Annotated in this window: 18 protein-coding genes; 8 read left to right on the top strand and 10 right to left on the bottom strand. The window is 45.0% G+C overall.

Annotated elements, in window-relative coordinates:
* The first annotated feature begins 2 nt into the window (after positions 1 to 2).
* The gene (gene yejF / locus AB4484_RS15300; protein WP_372079047.1) at positions 3 to 1,622 is read left to right on the top strand and encodes a microcin C ABC transporter ATP-binding protein YejF; all 1,620 of its coding nucleotides are present in this window, start codon (positions 3 to 5) and stop codon (positions 1,620 to 1,622) included.
* A 95-nt stretch (positions 1,623 to 1,717) separates the two neighbouring features.
* Here the strand turns inward: yejF and AB4484_RS15295 are convergent, their stop codons facing one another.
* The 3 genes from AB4484_RS15295 to AB4484_RS15285 all read right to left on the bottom strand — a co-directional run bounded on the left by AB4484_RS15295 (position 1,718) and on the right by AB4484_RS15285 (position 6,243).
* Entirely contained in the window at positions 1,718 to 2,911 is a 1,194-nt protein-coding gene (locus AB4484_RS15295; protein ID WP_372079046.1) for a carbohydrate porin, read from the bottom strand.
* A gap of 31 nt (positions 2,912 to 2,942) precedes the next feature.
* Positions 2,943 to 3,482 (bottom strand): hypothetical protein, encoded by a 540-nt coding sequence (locus AB4484_RS15290; protein WP_231718261.1) that lies wholly within the window; start codon positions 3,480 to 3,482, stop codon positions 2,943 to 2,945.
* An 853-nt stretch (positions 3,483 to 4,335) separates the two neighbouring features.
* Positions 4,336 to 6,243 carry an amidohydrolase gene (locus tag AB4484_RS15285; RefSeq protein WP_050621618.1) on the bottom strand — a complete coding sequence of 636 codons (1,908 nt, stop codon included), beginning with the start codon at positions 6,241 to 6,243 and terminating at the stop codon, positions 4,336 to 4,338.
* A 367-nt stretch (positions 6,244 to 6,610) separates the two neighbouring features.
* On the opposite strand from AB4484_RS15285, the gene AB4484_RS15280 reads away from it, so the two are divergent.
* Complete coding sequence (locus tag AB4484_RS15280) at positions 6,611 to 7,501, top strand: LysR family transcriptional regulator (protein WP_372079043.1); 891 nt, start codon at positions 6,611 to 6,613, stop codon at positions 7,499 to 7,501.
* Positions 7,502 to 7,649: 148 nt separating this feature from the next.
* Here AB4484_RS15280 and AB4484_RS15275 read toward each other — a convergent pair whose 3' ends face one another.
* The 6 genes from AB4484_RS15275 to AB4484_RS15250 form a co-directional block, all read right to left on the bottom strand.
* Positions 7,650 to 8,687, bottom strand: a complete 1,038-nt coding sequence (locus tag AB4484_RS15275; RefSeq protein WP_372079041.1) for a linear amide C-N hydrolase — start codon at positions 8,685 to 8,687, stop codon at positions 7,650 to 7,652.
* A 115-nt stretch (positions 8,688 to 8,802) separates the two neighbouring features.
* Positions 8,803 to 9,684, bottom strand: coding sequence for a LysR family transcriptional regulator (locus AB4484_RS15270; RefSeq protein WP_248384076.1), 882 nt, complete (start codon positions 9,682 to 9,684; stop codon positions 8,803 to 8,805).
* Between the two features lie 136 nt (positions 9,685 to 9,820).
* A complete protein-coding gene (locus tag AB4484_RS15265) occupies positions 9,821 to 10,378 on the bottom strand; it encodes a hypothetical protein (RefSeq protein ID WP_372079039.1) in 558 nt (185 codons plus the stop codon).
* Positions 10,354 to 11,082: a helix-turn-helix domain-containing protein gene (locus AB4484_RS15260; protein ID WP_050643935.1), complete on the bottom strand. Its 729-nt coding sequence runs from the start codon at positions 11,080 to 11,082 to the stop codon at positions 10,354 to 10,356. Before AB4484_RS15260 ends, AB4484_RS15265 begins: the two co-directional genes overlap by 25 nt.
* Positions 11,083 to 11,104: 22 nt before the next feature.
* Positions 11,105 to 12,493: a hypothetical protein gene (locus AB4484_RS15255; RefSeq protein ID WP_372079036.1), complete on the bottom strand. Its 1,389-nt coding sequence runs from the start codon at positions 12,491 to 12,493 to the stop codon at positions 11,105 to 11,107.
* Positions 12,490 to 12,744 (bottom strand): cold shock domain-containing protein, encoded by a 255-nt coding sequence (locus AB4484_RS15250; protein WP_248384082.1) that lies wholly within the window; start codon positions 12,742 to 12,744, stop codon positions 12,490 to 12,492. The genes AB4484_RS15255 and AB4484_RS15250 overlap by 4 nt, the downstream gene beginning before the upstream one ends.
* A 267-nt stretch (positions 12,745 to 13,011) precedes the next feature.
* Here AB4484_RS15250 and AB4484_RS15245 point away from each other — a divergent pair, with 267 nt between their 5' ends.
* The 5 genes from AB4484_RS15245 (at position 13,012) to AB4484_RS15225 (ending at position 20,563) form a co-directional block, all read left to right on the top strand.
* A complete protein-coding gene (locus AB4484_RS15245) occupies positions 13,012 to 14,424 on the top strand; it encodes a TolC family outer membrane protein (RefSeq protein ID WP_372079034.1) in 1,413 nt (470 codons plus the stop codon).
* Between the two features lie 149 nt (positions 14,425 to 14,573).
* A complete protein-coding gene (locus AB4484_RS15240; protein ID WP_372079032.1) occupies positions 14,574 to 15,659 on the top strand; it encodes an efflux RND transporter periplasmic adaptor subunit in 1,086 nt (361 codons plus the stop codon).
* Positions 15,660 to 15,665: 6 nt separating this feature from the next.
* The gene (locus tag AB4484_RS15235) at positions 15,666 to 18,785 is read left to right on the top strand and encodes an efflux RND transporter permease subunit (protein WP_372079030.1); all 3,120 of its coding nucleotides are present in this window, start codon (positions 15,666 to 15,668) and stop codon (positions 18,783 to 18,785) included.
* A gap of 198 nt (positions 18,786 to 18,983) precedes the next feature.
* Positions 18,984 to 19,763 carry a hypothetical protein gene (locus tag AB4484_RS15230; protein ID WP_048608619.1) on the top strand — a complete coding sequence of 260 codons (780 nt, stop codon included), beginning with the start codon at positions 18,984 to 18,986 and terminating at the stop codon, positions 19,761 to 19,763.
* A gap of 263 nt (positions 19,764 to 20,026) precedes the next feature.
* Entirely contained in the window at positions 20,027 to 20,563 is a 537-nt protein-coding gene (locus AB4484_RS15225) for an RNA-binding S4 domain-containing protein (protein WP_372079028.1), read from the top strand.
* 149 nt (positions 20,564 to 20,712) lie between these two features.
* Here the strand turns inward: AB4484_RS15225 and AB4484_RS15220 are convergent, their stop codons facing one another.
* Positions 20,713 to 21,594, bottom strand: coding sequence for a LysR family transcriptional regulator (locus AB4484_RS15220; RefSeq protein ID WP_372079027.1), 882 nt, complete (start codon positions 21,592 to 21,594; stop codon positions 20,713 to 20,715).
* 106 nt (positions 21,595 to 21,700) lie between these two features.
* On the opposite strand from AB4484_RS15220, the gene AB4484_RS15215 reads away from it, so the two are divergent.
* Positions 21,701 to 22,663 carry a nitrilase family protein gene (locus AB4484_RS15215; protein WP_372079026.1) on the top strand — a complete coding sequence of 321 codons (963 nt, stop codon included), beginning with the start codon at positions 21,701 to 21,703 and terminating at the stop codon, positions 22,661 to 22,663.
* Positions 22,664 to 22,683: the final 20 nt, after the last annotated feature.

Raw genomic sequence — 22,683 nt, 5'->3', positions numbered from 1 at the left:
TTATGACTTCAAATACAACGCCTGCTTCTCCAGTTTTGACCATAGACAAATTGTCGGTCGGTTTCGGGCGAAAAGATTCGATAGAACAAGTGACCGATGATGTCTCGTTGGAGATATTCAAAGGTGAGACACTGGCGCTGGTGGGGGAGAGTGGCTCAGGTAAATCGGTTACGGCTAATTCAGTATTAAAACTGCTGCCTAAAGGTTCTTCGCATTACTTGAACGGTAAGATTAACTTCTCTGGCACCGATATTCTGAGTTGTTCCGAAAGACAACTGCGCGGGATTCGTGGTGGTCGCATCGGTATGATCTTCCAAGAACCCATGGTGTCGCTTAATCCGCTTCATCGAGTCGGGAAACAGCTTGTTGAAACCCTCGCGATTCACCGTGGTATGCGAACCAATAAAGCGCAAGCCTTAGCGATAGAGTGGCTTTCAAAGGTGGGTATTCGTTATCCAGAGCAAAAGATTTCAGCCTATCCGCACGAGCTATCTGGTGGAGAACGCCAACGCGTGATGATCGCAATGGCATTGATCAACGAACCTGAGCTGCTTATCGCTGACGAACCGACAACCGCATTGGATGTGTCGGTACAAGCGCAGATTTTGGATTTGTTGAAAGACCTGCAACAAGAACTCGGTATGGCGATGCTTTTTATCACTCATGACTTAAGTATCGTTCGTAAGATTGCCGACAGAGTAGCGGTAATGAAAGATGGTCGCTTGGTTGAAAGTAACGACTGTCATACCCTGTTTAACGCACCTGCTCACCCTTACACTCAAAAACTTATTAACTCTGATCCGAAAGGTTTGCCTGTTCCTGTGTCACCCGAAAGCAAACCGCTACTCGATGTAAATCAACTTCGTGTTTGGTTCCCGATCACGGGCGGTTTATTCAAGCGAACCATTTCTCATGTTAAAGCTGTGACCGACATGGAGTTCACTTTGAAGAAAGGGCACTCAATCGGTTTGGTTGGCGAAAGTGGTTCTGGTAAATCGACGACCGGTATGGCGATACTTAAGCTGGTAGATAGTGAAGGGTCGATCACCTATTCGAGTGAACAGCTTCAAGGTTTAGACCGAAAACAAATGCTTCCGTTTAGAAGCCGTATGCAAGTGGTCTTTCAAGACCCGTTTTCTGCGCTAAACCCGAGAATGTCGGTCGCGCAAGTGATTGGCGAAGGTTTGCTAGTGCACCAACAATTGGACGAGCATGAGCTCGACCAACGCATCTGTGACGTAATGAAAGAGGTCGACCTCGATCCTGACACTCGTCACCGTTACCCTAATGAGTTTTCTGGCGGTCAAAGGCAGCGTATCGCGATTGCACGTGCTCTGATCCTTAAGCCAGAGTTTATCTTGCTTGATGAGCCAACATCTTCACTCGACAGAACCGTTCAAGCTCAAGTACTGGATTTACTGAAGTCACTTCAAGAAAAGTATGGCCTGACCTATTTGTTTATCAGTCATGATCTGAATGTCGTGAAATCCTTGTGTCATTACACCATCGTCATGAAAGCTGGCGAGGTAATAGAGAAAGGTGACACTGAGACTTTGTTTGGTAATCCGCAGCATGACTACACTAAACAGTTGGTGTCTTTATCTGAGGTTGGAACGCCTTAAGCGATAAATTTCGCTTCAATGTGAAATCCCAAAAGGAGCCTGATCATTGATGATCAGGCTCTTTTTATTTAGAGCGTACTAGTACTTGCGTGGTACTAGAAAACGATATTCGTTCTTAGACCAAACAACGCGACTTTGCTTTGAGTGCTGACTGCGGGTGTGACGTATTGTGCATCCGCGGTAAAGGTTAACCATGGCGTTGCTTGGAACGCGTAGTAGATCTCAAAACCTTGCTCGTCTTTTAATTCTGCTCCTAATGGCAAATCGCTAATGCTGTTTTGTAACGCATTAGACAAGTTGTAGTAATAGTAGCCCGCGCCCCATTGATCTTGAGGTCTGTCGAAGAAGAAAGCGTTGCCTCCAAGGCCGCCAAAAAACGTTCCATCTATGATATTTGGATTACCGTCTGCCGCTGCTGCTCTTAGATAGACTGCGATGGTATCGTCATTGTTCTCGTAGATATTGTGTGTTGCTTGAGCTCGAATGTTGTACTTATATTTTGCGGTCTCACCCAAAGAAGAGTAATCCACTCCTTCTTCAGTGCTATATGTACCAGACATACCAAACGTAGAACTTCTATCGAACAGTTTGAATGAGTGAGTTGCACCTAATGAGAAGTTCACGCCATCATCAAACCAATCATTGAATCCTAAGTTGTCAGCATATCGATCTCTTGGATCATAAATCATCGCCGTGATTCGTGTATCGCCGATGGTGTGGTTCAGGATGCCGCCAATAAATGATGGGGGAGTCACACCACTTGGTGGAGCTGAGAAAGCAATGTTCATGAATCCATGACGAGTTGCACCACCGTAGAATGGCGCATTTCGTAGCAGCTCAAACGCGTCGATCTTGCCAAAAAGTAGGTTGGTGTTGTCATCAAACTTGTGTGTGTAATACAAGGATGAGAAGAAAGGGCTACTGCTGTCTGCGTAATGGGCTGAATTAGGTACTGACAAACTGGAGAAGCCAAAGTCGTTCGCATCTCCGTCTAGATAGATCAACTGGGTGCGAAAGGTGCCGTTATTCCATAGGCCAGCATTTTCGGTATCAAGCGCTGCAAATAGATCAAAACGGTGTGTGAACTCATTTGAATTTGATGGTGAGCCAGAAACCGCCGATTGGTAAACGTTGGTGTATTCAGCATCGAGTGAGAGTCCGTTGTCTTTGATGTGACTACGATCTCCTCCCCAATCACCGGTTAATGTATCAGAGTATGGTTGGCTCGCATTAGCTAAAGACGATAAAAAAAGTGGAGCTAAACAAAAGGGTAATGATAAAAATTTCATAATTAAATCTTATTGTTAGAACGTAATCTGGCTAAGCGCATTGAGATAGATAAGCAGGGCTGTTTAGCGTGCTGGCCAGTTGTGAATGGCGTTGATGTTTAAACAGTGCACTCAAAGCATCAAACGCTTCGGAAATGGATAGGTAACCTTGCTGGTAAGCGAAAGACACCGAGCTTGCTTTACCGTCGTTGAGGTCGTGTCTTGAGATCGCAATGCCATGGTTTTGCGCGAGTAAGAACAATGCATCAGCGTTAAGAGGCTGAGAGTCTGCGTTCTGCTGGTGACGCAACTTGTTGACGAGTGAGTGAATACGCTCGATACATTGGTTAAGTCGGTGATAGCGAGAGGTGTTGACCGTTGTCGCAATATGCTGGCAAACCTTTACCAATGCCTCCATTTGATCTGTTTTCGCTGAAGACGAAACCATCTTTTCAATAACTGCATTTAGCTCGGCAAGATATTGCGTTCTAAGCTGGGGTAATACTGTCACTTCATCATCCTTAATGTATCCGCGTAGCTCCTTGCCAAGTGACTCTAGATAACCCATATCTAATTCCCAAATGGTAGACATAGTATTGACCTGAGTTGTAATTGACCGGGCCATGTTATCGATTTTGGTGATGATAAAACTAATTTTGAAGTTTTTATGTTTTCATTAAACTATTGTATTTATTGGCTTTTCATTGTATTTCATCTGTTTGATAGACGTTTCAATACCGGTGTCATCAAAGGAGAACAAAAGAGAAGATTGGCTGATGAAGAATGGTGCAGTTATGGTGGTAAACAGCGCAATCAAATCAGGTTTGTGTGGTTTTGATAAGGCGAGGTGAGATGCTACGAAAAGAGGTTAGCCAGTTAAAATGAGAAGGTGTGTACTCGACCGGACATAGAGGGAAGGTGACTAATGAGCTACGTATCTTGCGAATTATCTGTGATGCAAAAGTCTTTGGTTCTGCAAGGATGTAATAAGGTGTCACTGTTGATGAGGAGTTGCGGGGGACTTTATCTCTCCCTACCAAGTGCCAAGTGTGACGAACACACTTGTTCACGGTATGGGCTCAATTCGTTAGAGCCAGTATTTAGAAAGCTGCACTTGTTGAGCAATGTTTTAGCTAATAGATTGCGCCACCAAACAGCAAACGTTCTCGATGATCTGTGAAGTGTTGGGATATTTGGTTGTGATGTGGAAATCAGTGAGATAGGGAATTGAAGGTGTGAGATCGTGTCGAATTGAGTTAGAGATCTTTGTATAGAGCCATTTTTATATAGGGGTTTCTGTAGAGCGGGATCGGTAAATGTGTACCATAAAAAAAAGTGATAGTGGACGTTGAGGTCACACTATCACTTTTTGAGAACAATCAAGCTTAAGCTATTGAGATGCTTTCGCTCAGCTTAGAGCAATGTTCATCGTTATTGCGCTTACGTTATTGCTGTTGAATCGCCGTAAGAGCGTGTTGGAAGTACAAGCTTGTCGCACACACATCGTGGTCATGATCATGATGGTGGTGATGACCGTGAGCGTTGTGGTATCTGTTGATTACATTCACAACTTTCATATTTTGCTCAGTCATGGCTAAACCAGAGTTACTGTTTTTTACAGGAGCAGGGATACCTTGGTAAATCGTTGCTTCAACTTTTATCTTGTTGATGTCTTCAGGTTTTACCGTGTATGGGTTGTCGTCGAGTACGGTAAAGTTGGCGGTTTTACCGATATCAATGGTACCAACTTCATTTTCTAGACGTGCTGTGTATGCTGCATCAATCGTGATTGCGCGCATTGCTTCATCAACCGTGATGCGCTCTTGAGGTCCCATTACCGTTTTGCCAGACAGACCGATTCTGTTTACAGCAGCCCAAACTAACCCTAGTGGTTGCGCTGGTGCCATTGGTGAATCTGAGTGCAATGATAAAATACCACCCGCATCGATGAATGAACGTCCACGCGCCATCACTTCTGCACGCTCTTGACCAATACCTTGTTCAGAGTAAAGCTCCGCCAGAATATGCGTGTAGTAAGGGTTTACACTAAAGTTTGCGCCAAGTTCAACGGCCTTAGGAATGTCGTCTTTATCGGTAATACCTAGGTGGTGGAAGCTGGTTCTGTGATCGTCTCTGCTTTTTTCTTTGTTGAGCTTGTCGACAATGTTCAGTGCAGTCTCAAAGCCTAAGTCACCATTGGCATGGATAACAATCGTGTAGTCGTCTTCCCAGTAAGGACGCATACTTGCTTCAAGATCTTCAGGTTGTTGCAACCATTCACCTGAGTGACCATCGGTGTAACCATCTTTAAGCTGCATTAACTGGCTGTACATTGCGCCGTCTGAGAACAACTTAACGAATTTTGGTAGCCATTTGATCTGTTCACCTTGATAAGAAGGGTGTTGAGTCAAGCCTTCGGCAATCGCTTTACCTTTGGCAGGGTCGTTTTCTGCCATCATGTAGGTAAAGTTACCGGCTGGCATTAGCCAGTAATCCATTGGGAAGTTACCGTCTTCAAGAATGTCGACTACTTGTTCGAACATCTCTGGTGTTGCAACGACACCTGGGTCAATCGCGGTAGTGATACCACCAGAGTGGATGTAATCTTTAGTTCGCTCCATCCCCGTTGCAAAAATGCCGCTATTTACCCAGAAGCTCATTACATCATTGAGAATGAGTTTGCCGCCAGCTTCATAAGCATGGCCTCGTTCCCAGTCCAACTGAGTATACGCATGGCCTTCACCAGTCCAGTCTTCTTCAGACCAACCTAGCATCTCCATCGCTGCATCGTTGAAGAACAATTCGTGGAAGCTGCGATGCCAAATGATAATTGGTCGATCTTCAGAAATGTTATTCAGCAACTCGCGGCTCATTTCATTGCCGTGGAAGTAGTGATGGTAGCCCCAGCTTACCAGTGGTTCGCCTTCAGCCAGTCCACTTTCTAACTCTGTTAAACGGGCTAAGTAGTTATCATGACCTATTACGCCTTCAACGTTACCCCACGGTAAATCCCAATCAGCAGGAGTAATAAAGTCTGTGCCGATCAATAACGCCATCAACCAAAGGTGAACGTGAGGTTCAACAAAGCCCGGTGTAAGAACGCGATCTTCAAATGATTTATCAATCGTAAAACCATCTTTAGATTGGTACTTAGTGGTGAGCGTTTTTTGATCGCCAAGGTCGAGGATTTTACCGTCTTGGACTGCGATAGCGTCTACGTTGCTATGATCGTGATCTGAAAGAGTAATGATGTCGTTCGATACATAGAGCGTGATAGGGCTAGTAGAGGTTTCGGCGAAAGCAGGTGTGGCGACTAGGCCAGCAATAACCGTTGAGAGAAGTAGCTTTTTCATAATGGATCCTATTGCTCTCAACTAACGGCCTTGTTCTATGAGAGGATTAAGTCGACCATCGCGCTTTGGAAAATCAATCTTCCTGTGAGCGCTTAGAAAGTCAGTTCTTTCTTTGTATTCACGGATAAGTGATAAGAAAAGAGAGGCGGTAAACCCATAATTAGCAATGCGTAACTCTGTTCAAATAAGTGTGTATAGCTAACTTCTGGGCTTACTGCCAATACATAGAGAAGCGAATTTTATCGTTCAAATACAGAGTGAAAACTCTCTTCGCCTCACATTTGTGGCTAATTTAGCAGTGTTATTACGTTTCTAATAACGCATAATGATGGGTAAAACCAAACATTAATTATCTAAGGTGGTGGGGATGTTTTCTTATGAACACTTAAACTCATTCTGTGCGACGTATGACGAACAGAGCTATAGCAAGGCTGCGAGAGCTATTGGTAAAGATAGAACGACCATTCGAGAACAAGTGAAAGCGCTAGAAGACAGCTATCGAACCATTTTATTTACTATTGAAGGAAAAAAGGCGGTACCTACCAGCTTTGCACGTTCTATTTATAAGCAATCAAAATTACTGGTGCAAAACAGTGAGCGATTGCATCTAAGAATGATGAATGCTTATCAACAAGAGCTGACCCGTTTAGATTTCTATCACGATACTCTGATGCCCAACGATTTAGTGGTGGAGATAGAACAGCATGTTTTGAAGGCTCACCCTGACATGGTGCTCAATTGGCTGCATCGAAATCGAGATGAGATCTTGGTTGATGTGACACAAGCGCACAACAAAGTTGCGATCATGCAGCACCGAATGGAAAATATGTCGGAATACCCCATCAGCGCCATCAAACTTGGTGACGGTGATATTGCTGCCTACGCACGGGTTGATAGTCCTCTGTTCAAAATCAGTGAGATTCGACTTGTAGATCTGCAATTAGAAACGCAGTACATCAGTGAAAACCAAAGCAAAACCATGCCAGAGTGGTTGGGCGTATCACCGTATTTTCGCACCGTAAGCAATAACGATATGTTACTGGAGTTAGTGAAAGTGAATGGCTGGGCGTTACTTCCAAAAAGTTTAGCGACCGAAGCTGTGAATGAGAAAAAGCTACGCCGAATAGAGTTCAATGAGTTGCTTTCACACAGCGCAAAGTTCGGGCTCTCATTCTTCTATCCAACGAGCTTTGAAAATACCAATGTGTATAAAGGTTTGGTTGAAGTACTGAAGGGTTACGCAACTAAGAATTTGTAGACCCACCTTTAGTATCGCTTTGAAAGGTACTTAATATAAGTTGAGAGTGAGAGTGAGGTAGATGCACTCTGGTTGAAGCGGAGTGTTGTCTATGAATAGGACAAAGGCCAAGTGGCCTTTGTCTCAGGTTTACGCTTGCTTAGTTTGATTATCTTGCAGATTTAATGATCGTCTCAGTCACATCTCCAATCAAACCCGGCTGGATTAACTGGAAGTTGATCGCTTTCCCAGATTCTTGGATATCTCGCATATTGTATTGAAGCTGAGTGAAGTCATCTCCCCACTGGTAGCGAAGTAATGTTTCACCTGATTGTAGGTGATAGTTAACTGCGTATTCTGTCGCATAACCAGCCATCACACCATCAATGGGCGCGTTTGGCGCATCATGTGGGATCTTGTAAGTAATCGAGTTTAGCTTGACCATGCCATTGATTACGCTGGTAGGCTCGGTAAGGTGTCCCATGTAGTAGCTTGAGTGTACAAACCTGTCTTCTGGGTTGGCGTTACCACCTGTGCCTAAGTTGGTTTGTGAGTATTGGGCTTCTTGCGGGCCCCAACCGCGTTTAGAGCGCTCTACGTTTGCCAAGTGCTGGTCGTAGTCCGGTTGGTTGGTCATCACTGTGTATTCCGCGCCATGCCAGATTCGCGGTCCTTCCGCTCTAAATTCTATAATCGCTGAATCACCTGATGTGTCTTGAAGACTAATGTGCAGTGCGATTCTAACGGGAACACCAGGTACAAATTCAGTAGCAGGCTGCGTTTTTTCAACGAATTGAACGGCTTCTTCAACGGTACTGAACTGCGATAAAACATGCTTTAGGTAGGTCAGCGTGCCTAAATCGTCAGCTTGAGTTGACTCTTCTGTATTCATACCTCGGTCGTACAAAACATTGCCACTAAGCCCTGCATTGTTCATACCATCAGTGATTTGGCCATAGGTCGTTAATCCAGTGACATCGTATTTAGAGGTCACTTGGTTGGTGTTATCTAAGTGGGTAACGTAAGTGCTGTCTTTTGGAATGTTAACGAGGTGCACATCCGTTTGCTCTGACCAATCCAGAGTACGCGAAACGAATGTGCCTTGATCTTGTGTATCCCAAAGTAAGCGGGTGCAAGCTTCGGCGGCAGTAACAACGCCCATAGAGAAGGTAGCAATAATAGCGGTAGATAGAATCTTCTTATTCATGATGAATGCCTTTGTAATTTGGGGACACAATCATCATTGCATTGAATCTAGAAACGAAAAACTCGAGTATGCGGGTTAAAATCCATCAATGTTACTAGGTAATACACTAATATAGCTAAGGGGCGAAGTGTGCTTGAGTGATCGCTTTGATAGTCGGTAGTGGTTCTTTGTTACCCATTGATACTGGGTAATATAAGGTTAATCCAAAGTGAAATTGGTTTGCGATCTGCTGTATATGGAGCGTCTCTAATTCGCCGCGTTGTACTAAGGGCTCCGCAAGGTCGGTACTCATGATCGCCCAACCATCATGTTTTACTAACTCTAATAACAGGTCGTTGTTGCTGACGAGGTGGTACTGAGGCGAAATGAGATAGAGTTCTGGTAGCGTGTTGAAATGGTTTTCGCTCACATACTGCTTGTCTAACTTTAAGTCTTCAATAGAGAGCGCATTAAGGTGAGGGAGTTTGCTTCTTCTTCCTGCATACATACCTAACTCGCCATAACCCAAAGAGAAGAACTCGATGTTTTTACTAAAGCGCTGCATATTTTTATGCTGCATCAGTGCGATGCTGTTTGCTTCAGATTCAATACTATCAAAGACTTCTTCACGATTGCGGTGCAGCCAATGCACACGAAGTTCAGGGCATTTTTGTTGTAAAGCGTGCTCGATTTTGACAGCTAAATTGAGTGGTAGCGAAATGTCGTGATAGATATTGAGCGTCAGCATCTCATCCATATAGATGTTTTCTAGTGAGGTGCTGAGCTTCTCGGTGTTATTCAACACAACCTTGGAGCGTTGATAAATATGATCAGCCGCTTGAGTCGGTGTTGCTTTCTTTCCGATGATTTCAAATAGCGTAACGCCATATAAGTCTTCGACGGCCTTTACTTGGTCTCGTATTGTGGTGCGGTCTTTGCCTAACTTTTTGGCAGCTGCGCTGTATGAAGATGCTTCGTACGTGGTGCAAAATGCCAATAGATGCTCATAGGAAAACATGCTCAAACCTCAATAGAAAGTGAACTCAGACTTTATGATGGAAATTATCCTGCATTAATGCTGAATTCGCTAAATTTTATCTTCGGTAATGAGATGAAAGTGTGATCAATACTAGGTGTTTATTTTTCGAGTTCGATTAACGCGCTTCAAGTAAATGTGGCGTTTCGATTTTAAGCTGTCTCACCAATCCTATATACGGCAATTCAGTGATGATCTCGTGTGACGATACAGATATGATTTTTCTCGGTGTTGAAAACATACGAAGGATCATATCTCTCGAGAACGACTTGAATTTAACCTCGTCAATTTTCTCTGAGATTTCTTCCAAACGAATTGAATCGGCAATGACATCAAATTGTATGTGATTGTTTTCAAAGCGTTGCCACTCAGTGTCGAATTTCACTTTCACATGAGCCACGGTTCCTGTTTGGTCAAAAAAATTGAAGTGCATGGCGTGATAAGACTTATCTTTGGTCATGAGAACCTCAGACTCCGTCTCGACGACACGTATGTCCCATAACTGAGCCAAGTAGCCAAATCGACTGGGGTATCCTCTGTGTTTATAAGACCAATATTGATTCAAAAACACCGATTCTGGATTGTAATGAGTAACGTAGAGGTCTTTGATGACGTAAGACATCAGCGCTACAATAATGAAACTGCTTGTGATTACTTTAGTGGTGAAAGATGACATACAAGCACCTCCTTATTGTGATCTCGCCAGAACAATCTCGGCAGTGTTGGAGCAGAGCTTTCACGATGTAACGGTAAAGTATCGAAGAGTGCGCTCTGCTGCGCTTCAATCAGTAGTGATTGGCAGATTTGAATATCGTGATCACTTGGCGTCTCAGCGTTTTGATGGATTAACATCGGGATAGGTGGCGCGATAGTGGGCTCGGTGACTAAACGACTGAATGCGCCATTGTGGTATAAGCCGACTAAGTTCCAGCCGATAAACAGAACACATGCGAACCTGATAAGGTTATGAATAAAAAAGGTTTTGTTATGCTGAACCCAGCTTGCTGCTTTTGACCATAACGAAGCGTGGCGAGTAATCAATGATTGATATTCTGCTTCAGTGAGCGCTTGAGTTTCTCCGATATAGGCGTAGCCCTTCATCACTTGAGTTTGGATGAACTTTGGTTGTTCGCTCGAATCTCCCAGCTGTGCACGCAAGTTTTTTACCGCGGTGGCGACACTCGATTTTGCACGCGTACTTTCCCAAATGGCCTCAAGAATAAACGCTGATGTGAGGTCAGAACCTGAATGTTCAATGAAAAGTGACAGCAACTTCCACTCATTGGAACGCAGTTGCGTCTCTTGCAAAGACGTCAGGTTTAACAGCTTTCCACTTTGACTGTTAAAAAGCAGATTTTGATTTAATAGGTAGAAACTCATCGTAGCTCACTCAAGGTTAAGTCTAAATCTTACTTAAGGTGGATCGTATCGTCAGTAACTTTTGATCCCACTTGCGACGCCGAGCAAGCTCAAGTGGACTCTCTTGTATCACCAATATGCGGTCAGCGTGCGCTATTTTATTGGTCAGCCAAAGGCTTTGATACTGCAAAATATTTCTCTCTATCGTATCAGTGTCTGCTGGCTTAGTTTTTGATTTCAACTGTTCAATGGCTTGATTTATGTTGTGGAGTTTGACTTTCAATCGAGCTATTTGGTCTTGAGGTGAGAGTATTGGGCGTCCTCTCTTAACGGGTTTATCTATTGCCGAGCCACTTTCAACGTCGCTACTTTGGTTAGATTTCAATTTTGAATAATCAATGGTGCGCTCTTTAAGTTGGTGCTCTTGGCACAGTATCTGGTCTTCTAATACTAGGCTCTGATTGACGAGCTTTTGCAGTTCGCTCATCGGTTTTCTACCGGCTTTTGTTTGGGTTGTTGCTTTGCTGTTTTTTTCGAGCGCCTTGGCGGCCAGTGTTTCGATACCTAGCGCTGGTTGATTGTGTGCATGACACGCGTGTCTGTATTCGAGGTACGTATCTTGGAGCGCTTGCTCTTGTCGCATTAATTGTACAGGCAAGGGGAGTGCAGGCCTGCCCGCGCTGCTTTGTCCTTGCCTTGGTAGCAGTGAATCAATTTTGTTGTCAATAATATGCAGCATCAGTAAGCGAATGACCTTTCTATGATGCTTGATGCGCTCAAGCACAAACGAAGTGTCGTCACTCCAGAAATGACTGAGACTCTCTGAACCATTCAATAAAGCTCCGTTGAGCTCTCTGATGCTTGATTTGAAGTTTTCAGTGACGGTATAGAACCAATCATCTTGTTGAAAGCCAGTCGCCTCAACTAATGTACTTTTGAGCCAAGGGTTCACTGTTTGCGAAATTAACGTTTGCGAGATTACTGTTTGAGAGGTTCCCTTTTGCGAGATTTCTTTTTGTGAGAAAGCTTGCTCATGGACCCAAAGTTGATCCGCGAAATCACACACAAGTATTGACCTTGGCTGTGACGGAAGCGACCTAATCCGAAGTTGGTACAGGCTAATAAGCTGCTGCACATTGTCTAATACTTTCTCTTGAATGCTTTGCCATTGCTGGGTCGGTTCAGAATGACGTTGCGCAGATAGCATCAGGTTATCAATGCTGCTCCAAATCTTATATTCCTCGGAGGCGCTGATGATGTCGGCGTTAATGACAGCTACCTGTTCTGCATTGTGTTCTGGGTAGTGTTGACGAAGCTGGGCTTGGTAACGAAGGTTAAGGCTCACGTAATCTTGATAGTCTTTCACAATGTGTTTAGCAAGCTTCACAACTGGCGACAGCGTAGGGCGACCTCGTTGATGAGTATTCATCATACTGACTCTAATGCAGAGAATGGTTTTGCCAGAGGTAGCACTTTGACGGCATTCCAGTGAGGCTTATCTTTTACTTCCTCAAGCTCCATATAAACTCTCTGACCTTCCTCTAAGTTAATTTCACCATCAAATTCAATGACACTGATGTGAATGAGTACATCAATATCACCGTGATCAGGTTTAGCAAAACCAAACCCGTTTTCTAGGTTAAACCAAGTGATGTAGCCACGAGTGCAAATCAAATCGGACATTTACGAGATTAACTCAGTGAATAGGTAATGTGGTGATTCTATCAGTGGGTGCTATGACTAATTTTGATTTAAATCTATTTAATAAGTAATTAATTAAATCTAAATTCTCTGTGGAACCCGACACAAAACCCTCGGTATTTGCCCGTAAATCATGACTTAGAACAAGTTTGATTCCGACGGCGCTACAGCTCAACTCCCTAAATCGCAAAACTTGACTCAAAAGGGCGCAAGTCCGTTCATCCATTTGATGTGTTGGTGGGTCATTCCATGAAAAAACAAACTTCAATGCTTCCAAGTACGGTTGCCGTTAATCGCAGAACGCCGAGATCTTCTATGAAGATTTCGGCGTTAGCTGTGCTGGTGGCCGGAGCATTAACGAGCTACGGAGCCTTGGCTGAAAGTGTCAGCTTAAGTGAGCTGTATCAGCAATCTCTCGACAATAACCCTGCGTTAAAAAGTGCAGCACTAGCCATTGATAGTGCGACTTATGGTGCAGACAAAGTAGGTGCCGCGTATTTACCTCAGGTTGGTGCAAACCTTGCGTATGGTGTGCTTCGTAACAGCTACACCACACTCAACGAGATAGACACCAACGCGGCGCAAGCGTCGATTTCTGTTGGGCAAAATCTTTATAACGCGAAACTGAACGCGGCAAATGAGCTAAGTAATCAACAGGTTGAGCTCAGCCAAGTCTCACACCAAGTTGCGTTAGAGAGCCTCGCTTTGCAAGTCGTGGTGGGTTATTTCAATGCCCTTAAAGCGCAAGAGTCGTTAAAGCAAACCAAAGCGACACAAGAAGCGATCGAAGAGCAGCTTAAGCAAACCGAACGTCAATTTTCATTGGGGATGATTCCGGAAAATGACGTGATTGATGCGCGCGCTCAGTTCGATTTGGTTTCTGCATCTGTGATTGTGGCTGAAAACGAAGTTGAGAAATCATTGGACGCGCTTTACGAGCTGTCTGGCAATGAGTTTACGTCGGTTTATCCACTGAATACTGACCGTTACGACGCCAATATCCCAACGCCAGAAAATGCGCTGACATGGCAGGAAAAAGCGCAGCAATTCAACCCTGAGATGCAAATTCAGAAACAACTGGTTGAGCTAAGCAAGCAGCAGATTGAACTGGCGCAAGCTGGGCATCAACCGTCGTTAGGCTTGGTTGCTGAGTACCGTTATACGTTTGCGAGCGAGATTCGTAGAACCGAGATGGGTCAGTCAAAGCAGCAGTTTAATAGCATTGATGACAACTCAACTGTGTTTGCAGGTGTAGCAATGACTTTGCCTGTTTACCGAGGCGGGGCAACCAGCAACGAAGTACAACAAGCCAAGGTTCAATACCAACAAGCACTTCAGCTTCAAGAACAATCTTGGAGAAGCGTGACGCGTCAAATCCGCGGTGCAGAAAAAGACCTCAATGCCCTTATTAGTGCTCAGCAAGCCTATGCCAACGCTGTTCATTCTGCCGAACGCTCACTTGTTGCGACTCAACAAGGTTTTGAAATTGGCAGCAGAACGATTGTCGATGTGCTGAACGGAACTCGTCAGCTTTATGCGGCGAAGCAAGACCTTACTGAAGCGCAAATTGATTTCATTTTGGTGTCACTGCAGCTCAAGTTCTTAGGTGGCGAGCTTCTACCTGAAGACATCAGTGCGATTAACGCTGGATTGAAACGCTAGTCGAAAAAGCGGGTTAAAGCGATCGCTCGAAATCATGGCGCAAGCGCCGAATAGAAAATAGATCAAATGTGATGGCACCTGAGATTAAACCTTAGATTGAATCAGGATGCGGTCACTCAATGTATCGACGTATTTGTAGAGAACACACGATGAAAAAAACAATAACGTTATTAACCGCAAGTATCTTACTTGCAGGCTGTGGTGGTAATTCACAACCTACGGAGCAAACCGTTGCTCCAGTGCCTAGCACACCGGTAACTGTGGTGCTTGCAGAGGAAATGGCACATTCGCCAATCCAATACCACGTCGGAAGAATGGAGGCGGTTGAATCTGCTCAACTGACACCAAGAACCAGTGGTTTCTTGTTAAATAAACTCTTTGATGACGGTGCTTATGTCGAAGCGGGCGCTGTGCTTTTTGAAATTGACCCAACGTCATACCAAGCGGCATTTGATGCGGCAAAAGCAACCTTATCTGAAGCGCAATCGGCACTGAGCTTGACTCAGCTAAACCATGAAAGAACCACTCAGATGTTGAAGTCGGGCGGTATTTCACAGTCGCAGCTCGATTTCAGTATTGCTGAGCTAGAGATGGCGAGATCTCGAGTGGTGTCTGCGCGAGCAAATGTAAGAGTTCAGCAAGACAACTTAGACCAAACCCAAGTTAAAGCACCGTACTCAGGTCAGTTAGGGAAAAGTAACTTCTCTATCGGTGACATGGTAGGACCTAACTTTGGCCCATTGATTGACCTGATCAAGATGGATCCGATCGATGCGACCTTCTCGATTAAAGAAAGCGAACTGAGTCAGTATCAGCTTCAAGGCAAGCAAGCGACATCTGTATTGCTTGAGCGTGATGGCCAATTGACGGATTACCAAGGCAACATCGCTTTTGTTGATAACAAAGTAAATGCAGCCAGCGGTACAGTGACGATTTCTGCCTCTTTTGATAACAGCGAAGCGGGTCTGCTGCCAAATCAATTTGTTCGTGTTGGGCTTACGAGTGCAGAACCATTAAGCGGCGTGCAAATTCCTCATAAGGCGATCCATCAAGATCAGCTCACTCAATATGTACTTACTATCGAAGAAGGTAATGCGGTACGTCGTGATGTCGTTGTAGGTGATCGAATTGGACAAGATGTTTTCGTCGCAAATGGCTTGGACGCCGGTGAACCAGTGATTGTTGGCGGGCTGCAACGCATTCGTCCTAGTGCCCCTGTTTCAGTTGCGGAGTAATAGATTATGCTCAGTAAATTTTTTATCAACCGACCGAAATTTGCGTTTGTTATCTCGATCTTCTTGACCTTGATTGGCTTGATTGCGATTAAAACCATGCCGATTTCAGAGTACCCAAGCGTGACGCCTCCACAAGTTCGTGTAGTCGCGTTCATGCCGGGCGCCAGTGCTGAAACCGTAAAAGAGGTGATTGGTAATCCAATCGAAGAGGAAGTGAACGGTGTTGATGGCATGGTTTACATGCAGTCACGTTCAACCAACGATGGCCGTTACTTCTTAAACATTACCTTTGATAACAGCGTTGACGCCGATATGGCAATGGTTAACGTATCTAACCGCGTTGCCGTTGCTGAAAACATGCTGCCGTTTGAAGTTCGTGCTCGTGGTGTGCGTATTCGTAAAGCCGCGCCGGATGACTTGCTCGCGATTGCTTTCTACTCTGAAGACCAAGCGATGTCAGAGCTAGAGCTTAACAGCTGGGTTGAAGCAAACTTCATGGAGCGTATCGCTCGTATCTCTGGCTTAGCAAGCAGCGATTTAATCGGTGCGACCTATGGTATGCGCGTGTGGCTCGATATGGACCGCATGGCGTCACTGGGTGTCACGACATTTGATGTGAAGAACGCCATTCGTGAACAAAATGCAGTAGTGCCAGCAGGGCGAATTGGCCAAGGTCCAAGTCGTGAAAATGCCGCATTGCAGTTTAACTTGATCACACAAGGTCGACTGTCGAGTGCAGAAGAGTTTGAACAAATCATTGTAAAAACGTTAGCAGACGGCAATCAAATCTATCTGAAAGACGTATCTAACGTGGAGATTGGCAGCCAATTCTATGATGCCTACGCAACCTACAATGGCGGAGATGCTGCTCTAGTTGCAATGCAGGCTAACCCTGATGCCAACGCTTTGGAAACAGGCGCTGCGGTTAAATCGGTATTGGAAGACATCGAAAGCATCATGCCTGCCGGTATGACTTACGCGATCCCATACGATACCACCTTATCGGTTGAAGCGTCTATTCGCAGTATCGTTGAAACCTTGATTGTTGCTGTCGGGCTTGTTATTGCGGTGACTTACCTGTTCTTAGGTAATGTCAGAACAACACTTGCACCTGTGGTTGCGATTCCTGTGTCTTTGATTGGTACTTTTGCTTTCATGCAAATGGGTGGCTTTAGTATCAATACCGTTACCTTATTTGGCTTGATTCTGGCGATTGGTATCGTGGTGGACAATGCCATTTTGGTGGTTGAGAACGTAGAACGCATTCTCAATGAAAACCAAACCATTGATGCCAAAGAAGCCACCAATCGAGCGATGAAAGAAGTCACCGGCCCGATTGTCGCGTCGACACTAGTAATGCTTGCGGTGTTTATTCCTGTGGCATTGCTGCCAGGTATTACGGGGCTGATGTTTGCTCAGTTCTCTATCACCATCTGTATCGCTTTGGTGCTATCCGCTATCAATGCACTTACTTTGTCACCTGCACTATGTGCAATGGTTATGAAGCGCAATCCTAAGCCTGCTAAGTGGTTTGTGGCATTCAATGCAATGTTCGACAAAGTGACGACGGCTTACGGTAAAGCAGTCTCTTTATTGGTTCGCAAATCAGCTTTGCTTCTGGTGTCGTTCGCAGTGGCTATTACTGCCATGGTAGTAATGAATGACAAGCTACCGACGGCATTTGTTCCAGCTGAAGACAAAGGCGTGTTAGCGCTCGCGATGTTCTTGCCTGATAACGCATCGAAAGAGCGTACTCATGACTTGATTCGTCAAGCTGAAGCGGTATTAAACCAAGATCCAGCAATTGAAGATTTCGCAGGTGCGATTGGCTTCAATGCTCTGACCGGTGGTGTTGCCGCTAACTCAGCGACCATGTTCGTCAATTTGAAAGACTGGGATGAGCGTCTTGCAATGGATGGCGATCATACACAAGCTGCGGTTGCCCAGCGCATCAACATGCAGTTGTATGGCATTGATAAGTCGATGAGCATCGCTATGGGTCTACCACCTATTCCAGGTATTGGTATCGGTGATGCACTTGAGTTTATGGTGCAAGACACGTCTGGCCGCACTGCTCAAGAACTTGCACAAGTGACTTACGCGATGATGGCAGCGGCCAATCAAGCGCCAGAAATCACCAATGCGATGACGACTTATCGTGCCAATGTTCCACATTACAACGTTGAAATTGATCGCGAGAAAGCGCGTCAGTTAGGCGTACCACTCAGTGCAATTAACGATGCGATGGCGACACATCTGGCGTCTGCATACGTTAATGACTTTGCCCTAAACGGAAGAAGCTACCGAGTTTTTGTTCAAGCTAAAGGGGAACAACGAAATGATCTATCTGATGTGTTACGCATACATGTCCCGTCGGCGCTTGGCGAGCAAGTTCCGTTGTCTGCTGTCGCAACGATTGAACCGACATTAGAGCCTGATCTAGTCACAAGCTACAACATGTTACCTGCGGCACGTTTGCAGCTAAATCCAGCTCCAGGTTACTCATCTGGTGAAGCGATTGATGCAATGGAGCGTATCGCCGAGGAAGTTCTCACTCAGGGTTACACCTATGAGTGGACCAACATGGCTTATCAAGAGAAGTTGGCGGGGAACACAGCTCAAATCGCTTTGGTTTTAGCACTGGTATTCATCTACTTGTTCCTTGTTGCTCAGTACGAATCATGGGCTCTGCCTGCTGCGATCATCATTGTGGCTCCAACCGCTGCTGTGGGTACCTTCGCGGCGCTATTAGCGGGTGGGCAAGCCTTGTCTATCTACGGTCAAATTGGCTTGATTCTATTGATTTCCCTTGCAGCTAAGAACGCGATTCTGATGGTCGAGTTCTCAAAGCTGAAGCGTGAAACTCAAGGTTTAAGTATCGAAGAGGCAGCGATCCAAGGTGGCAAGATGCGTTTTAGAGCCGTAAACATGACGTCATGGTCATTCATTCTTGGCATCTTGCCTTTAGTGTTTGCCAATGGTGCAGGGGCTATCTCTCAGAACACCACTGGATTGGCACTACTGGGTGGCATGTTGATGGTGCTGGTGGTCGGTTCGATGATGACTCCGGGCTTCTACGCCATTTTCCAAACACTCCGTGAAAAGCTGAAAACGAAACAACAGTAACCCGTAGCCTCAATAAAGTGACGGCAAAGGTGTGTTGTTGCTTTATTGATGGTTTTTACCCCTCGTTATGAATTTTAAAGATTGTTTTTATCGTCTGATAATGGAGGGAGGCAGGGAGTATTTCTCTGACCAAGTTATTAAACATGAGCCATGTGAGTAAGGAAGCGGCTATGGCTCCAATGAGAATAAGGTTTACACATGAAAAAACTATTACTGACCGCTTCAATGTTAGCTGCAATGTCTGGTACTGCTTTGGCGAATGAAGAAGAAAGCCAAGTGATTGATCCATCGGATCTAACTCGCGTTTATACACAAGCTGCTTTTTTTGTTACTTCTGACGCTGATATCCGTTTGTCTTCAATGCTAACTGGAGCATGGTCTGAAACGACTCAGTTCGGTGGCTTTATCGAAGGCAACTTTGGCGACTCAGATGCTAAGCCTGGCAAAGATTCGATGGGCGTTGATTACCTTGGTAGCCGAGCTCAATATTTCCAAGTATCAGCTATTGATAGTTCATTGATGCCGCGTGTTGGCTTCATGGCGGACTTCATCCACACTAAGAACTCGGCATTGGGCTTGGATGACAATACGTTGGTTTCTGTGGGTGCAATCGGCTTGATCAACCCTGCTTATACCGGCGGTGCAATGCTGTTTCCAAACGTAAACTACACCATCGGTGAAGTGTTTGGTGAAACGGCAGACGGCTACATGCTAAACCTGTTTGCCACCATCCCAATGGGCGATTCTGGCGCGTTTGTTCAAGCATGGCCTGAATACATGAATGTTTCTGGCGATACAGTGGAACTTGAGTCGACGTCTTTCAACATTATGATGAACGCTCCTATTAAGGAAGACCGAACTCAGTGGCTAATGACGAAACTGCAATACGCATCAGCAGATGTCACTCTGCCAACGGGCGTTACGCTAGAAGGTGACTACGAACTAAAAGCAGAAGTCGGCGTGAAGTGGTTCTTTTAAAACACCTGAGTGAGCTATCTATGGTTCAACTAGCCATGGTTTAACTATCTATGGTTTAGCGACCTAACAAGCGGTAACTAAGCTATGGTTTAAATAAGAAGAGAGCTAATGATGTTAGTTCTCTTCTTTTGTTTTGTGGCGCTAAAGATAGTTTTAATCCAGTGAACTCGATGCTTGAACCATAATTCAACATGGTCATTTCGTTGTTTTAAGATTACACTGCGCCCAATATTTCAGAAGTACATATTTAGGTAGAGGTCACCATGGACCAAGAACATTACGAAGACGCTGATTACGAAGGCCAAGAGCTGGGCGAAGAAGGCGAAGAGATTGAAATTGAAGCAATTGGTATTGATGTTTCGTCACAGCCAATCGAGCTCTACAAAGTGTTTAAGATTGCTAACCTAGTGAGTGGTGGCGGTGAAGCTAAGCACATCATCTCTGAAGGCTACGTAGCGGTAAATGGTGAGCTGGAAACGCGTAAGCGTCGTAAAATGTACGATGGCGACTTCTTTGAATTCAACCAAGAATACTATGTAGTGGTGTGTGATCAGCCAGTACAAGAAGAATCAGAAAAGCCGAAAAAGAAAGAAGCGCCTAAAAAAGAGAACAAGGCGAAGAAAGGTCAGTCTAAAAAGGATTCTCAGAAGAAAGAATCTAAGAAAAGCAAAGCAGAAATGCTAAGCGCAAAGGCTGAACCAAAGAAAGAGAAAAAAGAGAAGAAACCGAAAAAGAAAGCGGACACGCCGAAGCCAACACGTGACGACAAAAGCGGCCGTAACTCGATTGAATTCTTCTAAGTTATAGTTCTAAAGCACAGCTCTAAACTACGGCTCTAAAGCTATTCTTTCGAAACCTAAGCAAGGTTTGACCTAGCTTTACGTTAAGCAGATATCAAAAGGCTCACTATTTAGTGAGCCTTTTTTGTTGGTGAAATTTAGCTTCTGGTCTAATTTCCTTTTTGATGAGCCACAAACTCTACAAATCTATCCCTGAGTGGGTTGTCACTCTCTCCATTCCAGATCAACCCGACAGGCCAAGTCGCGTGTTCACCTTCTAACGCAATGAATTCCACATCGGTGTTACTAATGTACTGCGCGCTGTTTGGCACAATGGTGAAACCGATATTGGCCGATACTAACGCTAGCAGGGTAAGAATGTCGTCGGCTTCTTGTGTCTTTGATAGGTCGATATTATTGGCGAGGCAATATTGTTGGATCTGCTTGTCTAGTCCTGGGCCGCGATGTTGAGCGAGTTTTAGGTAAGGCCATTTCGCTAACTCAGAGATAATCTGATCTTTGCTTGGCGCTTGCTTGAGAAGGTCTTTGTGTATCGCGATTACAAGGGAATCATTGAATAGGGTTAGATTTTCTAAATCCGTGGAGTCGGGGATTCGATTGAAACTGATATCGAGCTCATGGCTCAATAACTCGTCGGTTTGCTGCTTGGAGGGCGTGTCATTTAAGGTGATGTGAACCTCTGGGTATTGCTGTTTATAAGCCGCAATAAGCTTGGGCGCTTCATGATAAGTGGACACACCAAAGCCTATGTTCAAATGTCCCTGAGTTCCTTTCACCACAGAGCCTGAAAGCTGCTCAAACGCCTGCATTGAATGAACTAAACGTTGTGCTTCTGCTAGTAATGTTTTACCCGCATGCGTCAGTTCTGCGCCATGTCTACCACGAGAAAACAGAGACGCCCCAAGGTTGGATTCAAGTCGTTGAATCTTTTTAGTAAGAGCTGACTGAGTGATGTAGAGCTGCTCTGATGCCAAGCGATAATTGCCAGATTTAGCTAACTGACAAAATGCCTTCAGTAAATCAAATTCCATTCCAAATGCTCATTGAACTAATAATATTTTTCATTATATGGAATTGAATCGATTTTTTATACTGAGTCCAGAGCAAATCAGAAAAAGCGAAGTTTGAGGACAAATCATGAAGAGAGATATTAAAGTAGCGTCGGTTCAATTCAACCACCATGCAGGTGACAAGGCGTATAACCTATCTGTGATAGAAGAATATGTTCGACAAGCTTCGGAGAGTGGTGTGGAGATCATCAGTTTCCCAGAGATGTGCATCACTGGCTACTGGCATGTGTCTGCTTTGTCGCGAGACGAGATACAAGCACTAGCGGAACCTGTGCCGAACGGTGAATCGACTCAAAAGCTGATTGCACTGGCAACACAGTTTGGAATCAGTGTTGGCGCAGGCTTGATAGAGCAGGGTGTGGATGGCGAGTTATACAACACTTATGTGTTCGCGATGCCAAATGGAGAAGTTCAGAAACACCGTAAACTGCACACCTTTGTGAGCGCACATATGAGCAGCGGCGACCAATACACGGTGTTCGATACGCCCCACGGTTGCAAAGTAGGTATCTTGATTTGTTGGGATAACAACTTGGTTGAGAATGTTCGAATTACTGCATTGAAAGGTGCCGATATTTTGATTGCACCACACCAGACGGGCGGTTGTCAGTCACGTAGCCCCAATGCGATGAAGCGAATTGAACCAGATTTATGGTTTAACCGAGATGAAAAACCAGAAGCGATTCGTGCTGAAATGCAGGGCAAGAATGGTCGCGAGTGGCTAATGCGTTGGCTGCCTGCAAGAGCGCACGATAACGGCCTGTTTGTGGTGTTCAGTAATGGTGTGGGTGTTGATATGGATGAAGTGAGAACAGGCAATGCGATGATCCTAAACCCTTATGGTGAAATTATCACAGAGACCGATAGCGTTGATAACGACATGGTGATTGCAGAGCTGAAAGCTGAAGAGTTGGAGATGTGCACTGGCAGACGCTGGATTCGTGGTCGTAAGCCTGAGCTGTACCATTCACTGACGCAGCCTCTTGGTCATGAGCTTGACCCGCACCAAGCGCGCTTTGCAGATAAGTAATGTTGTAAGTTCGGGAGAAA

Source organism: Vibrio sp. 10N.261.46.A3, assembly GCF_041472995.1.
GTDB lineage: Bacteria > Pseudomonadota > Gammaproteobacteria > Enterobacterales > Vibrionaceae > Vibrio > Vibrio coralliirubri.
This window is presented reverse-complemented; position numbering and strand designations above follow the sequence as displayed.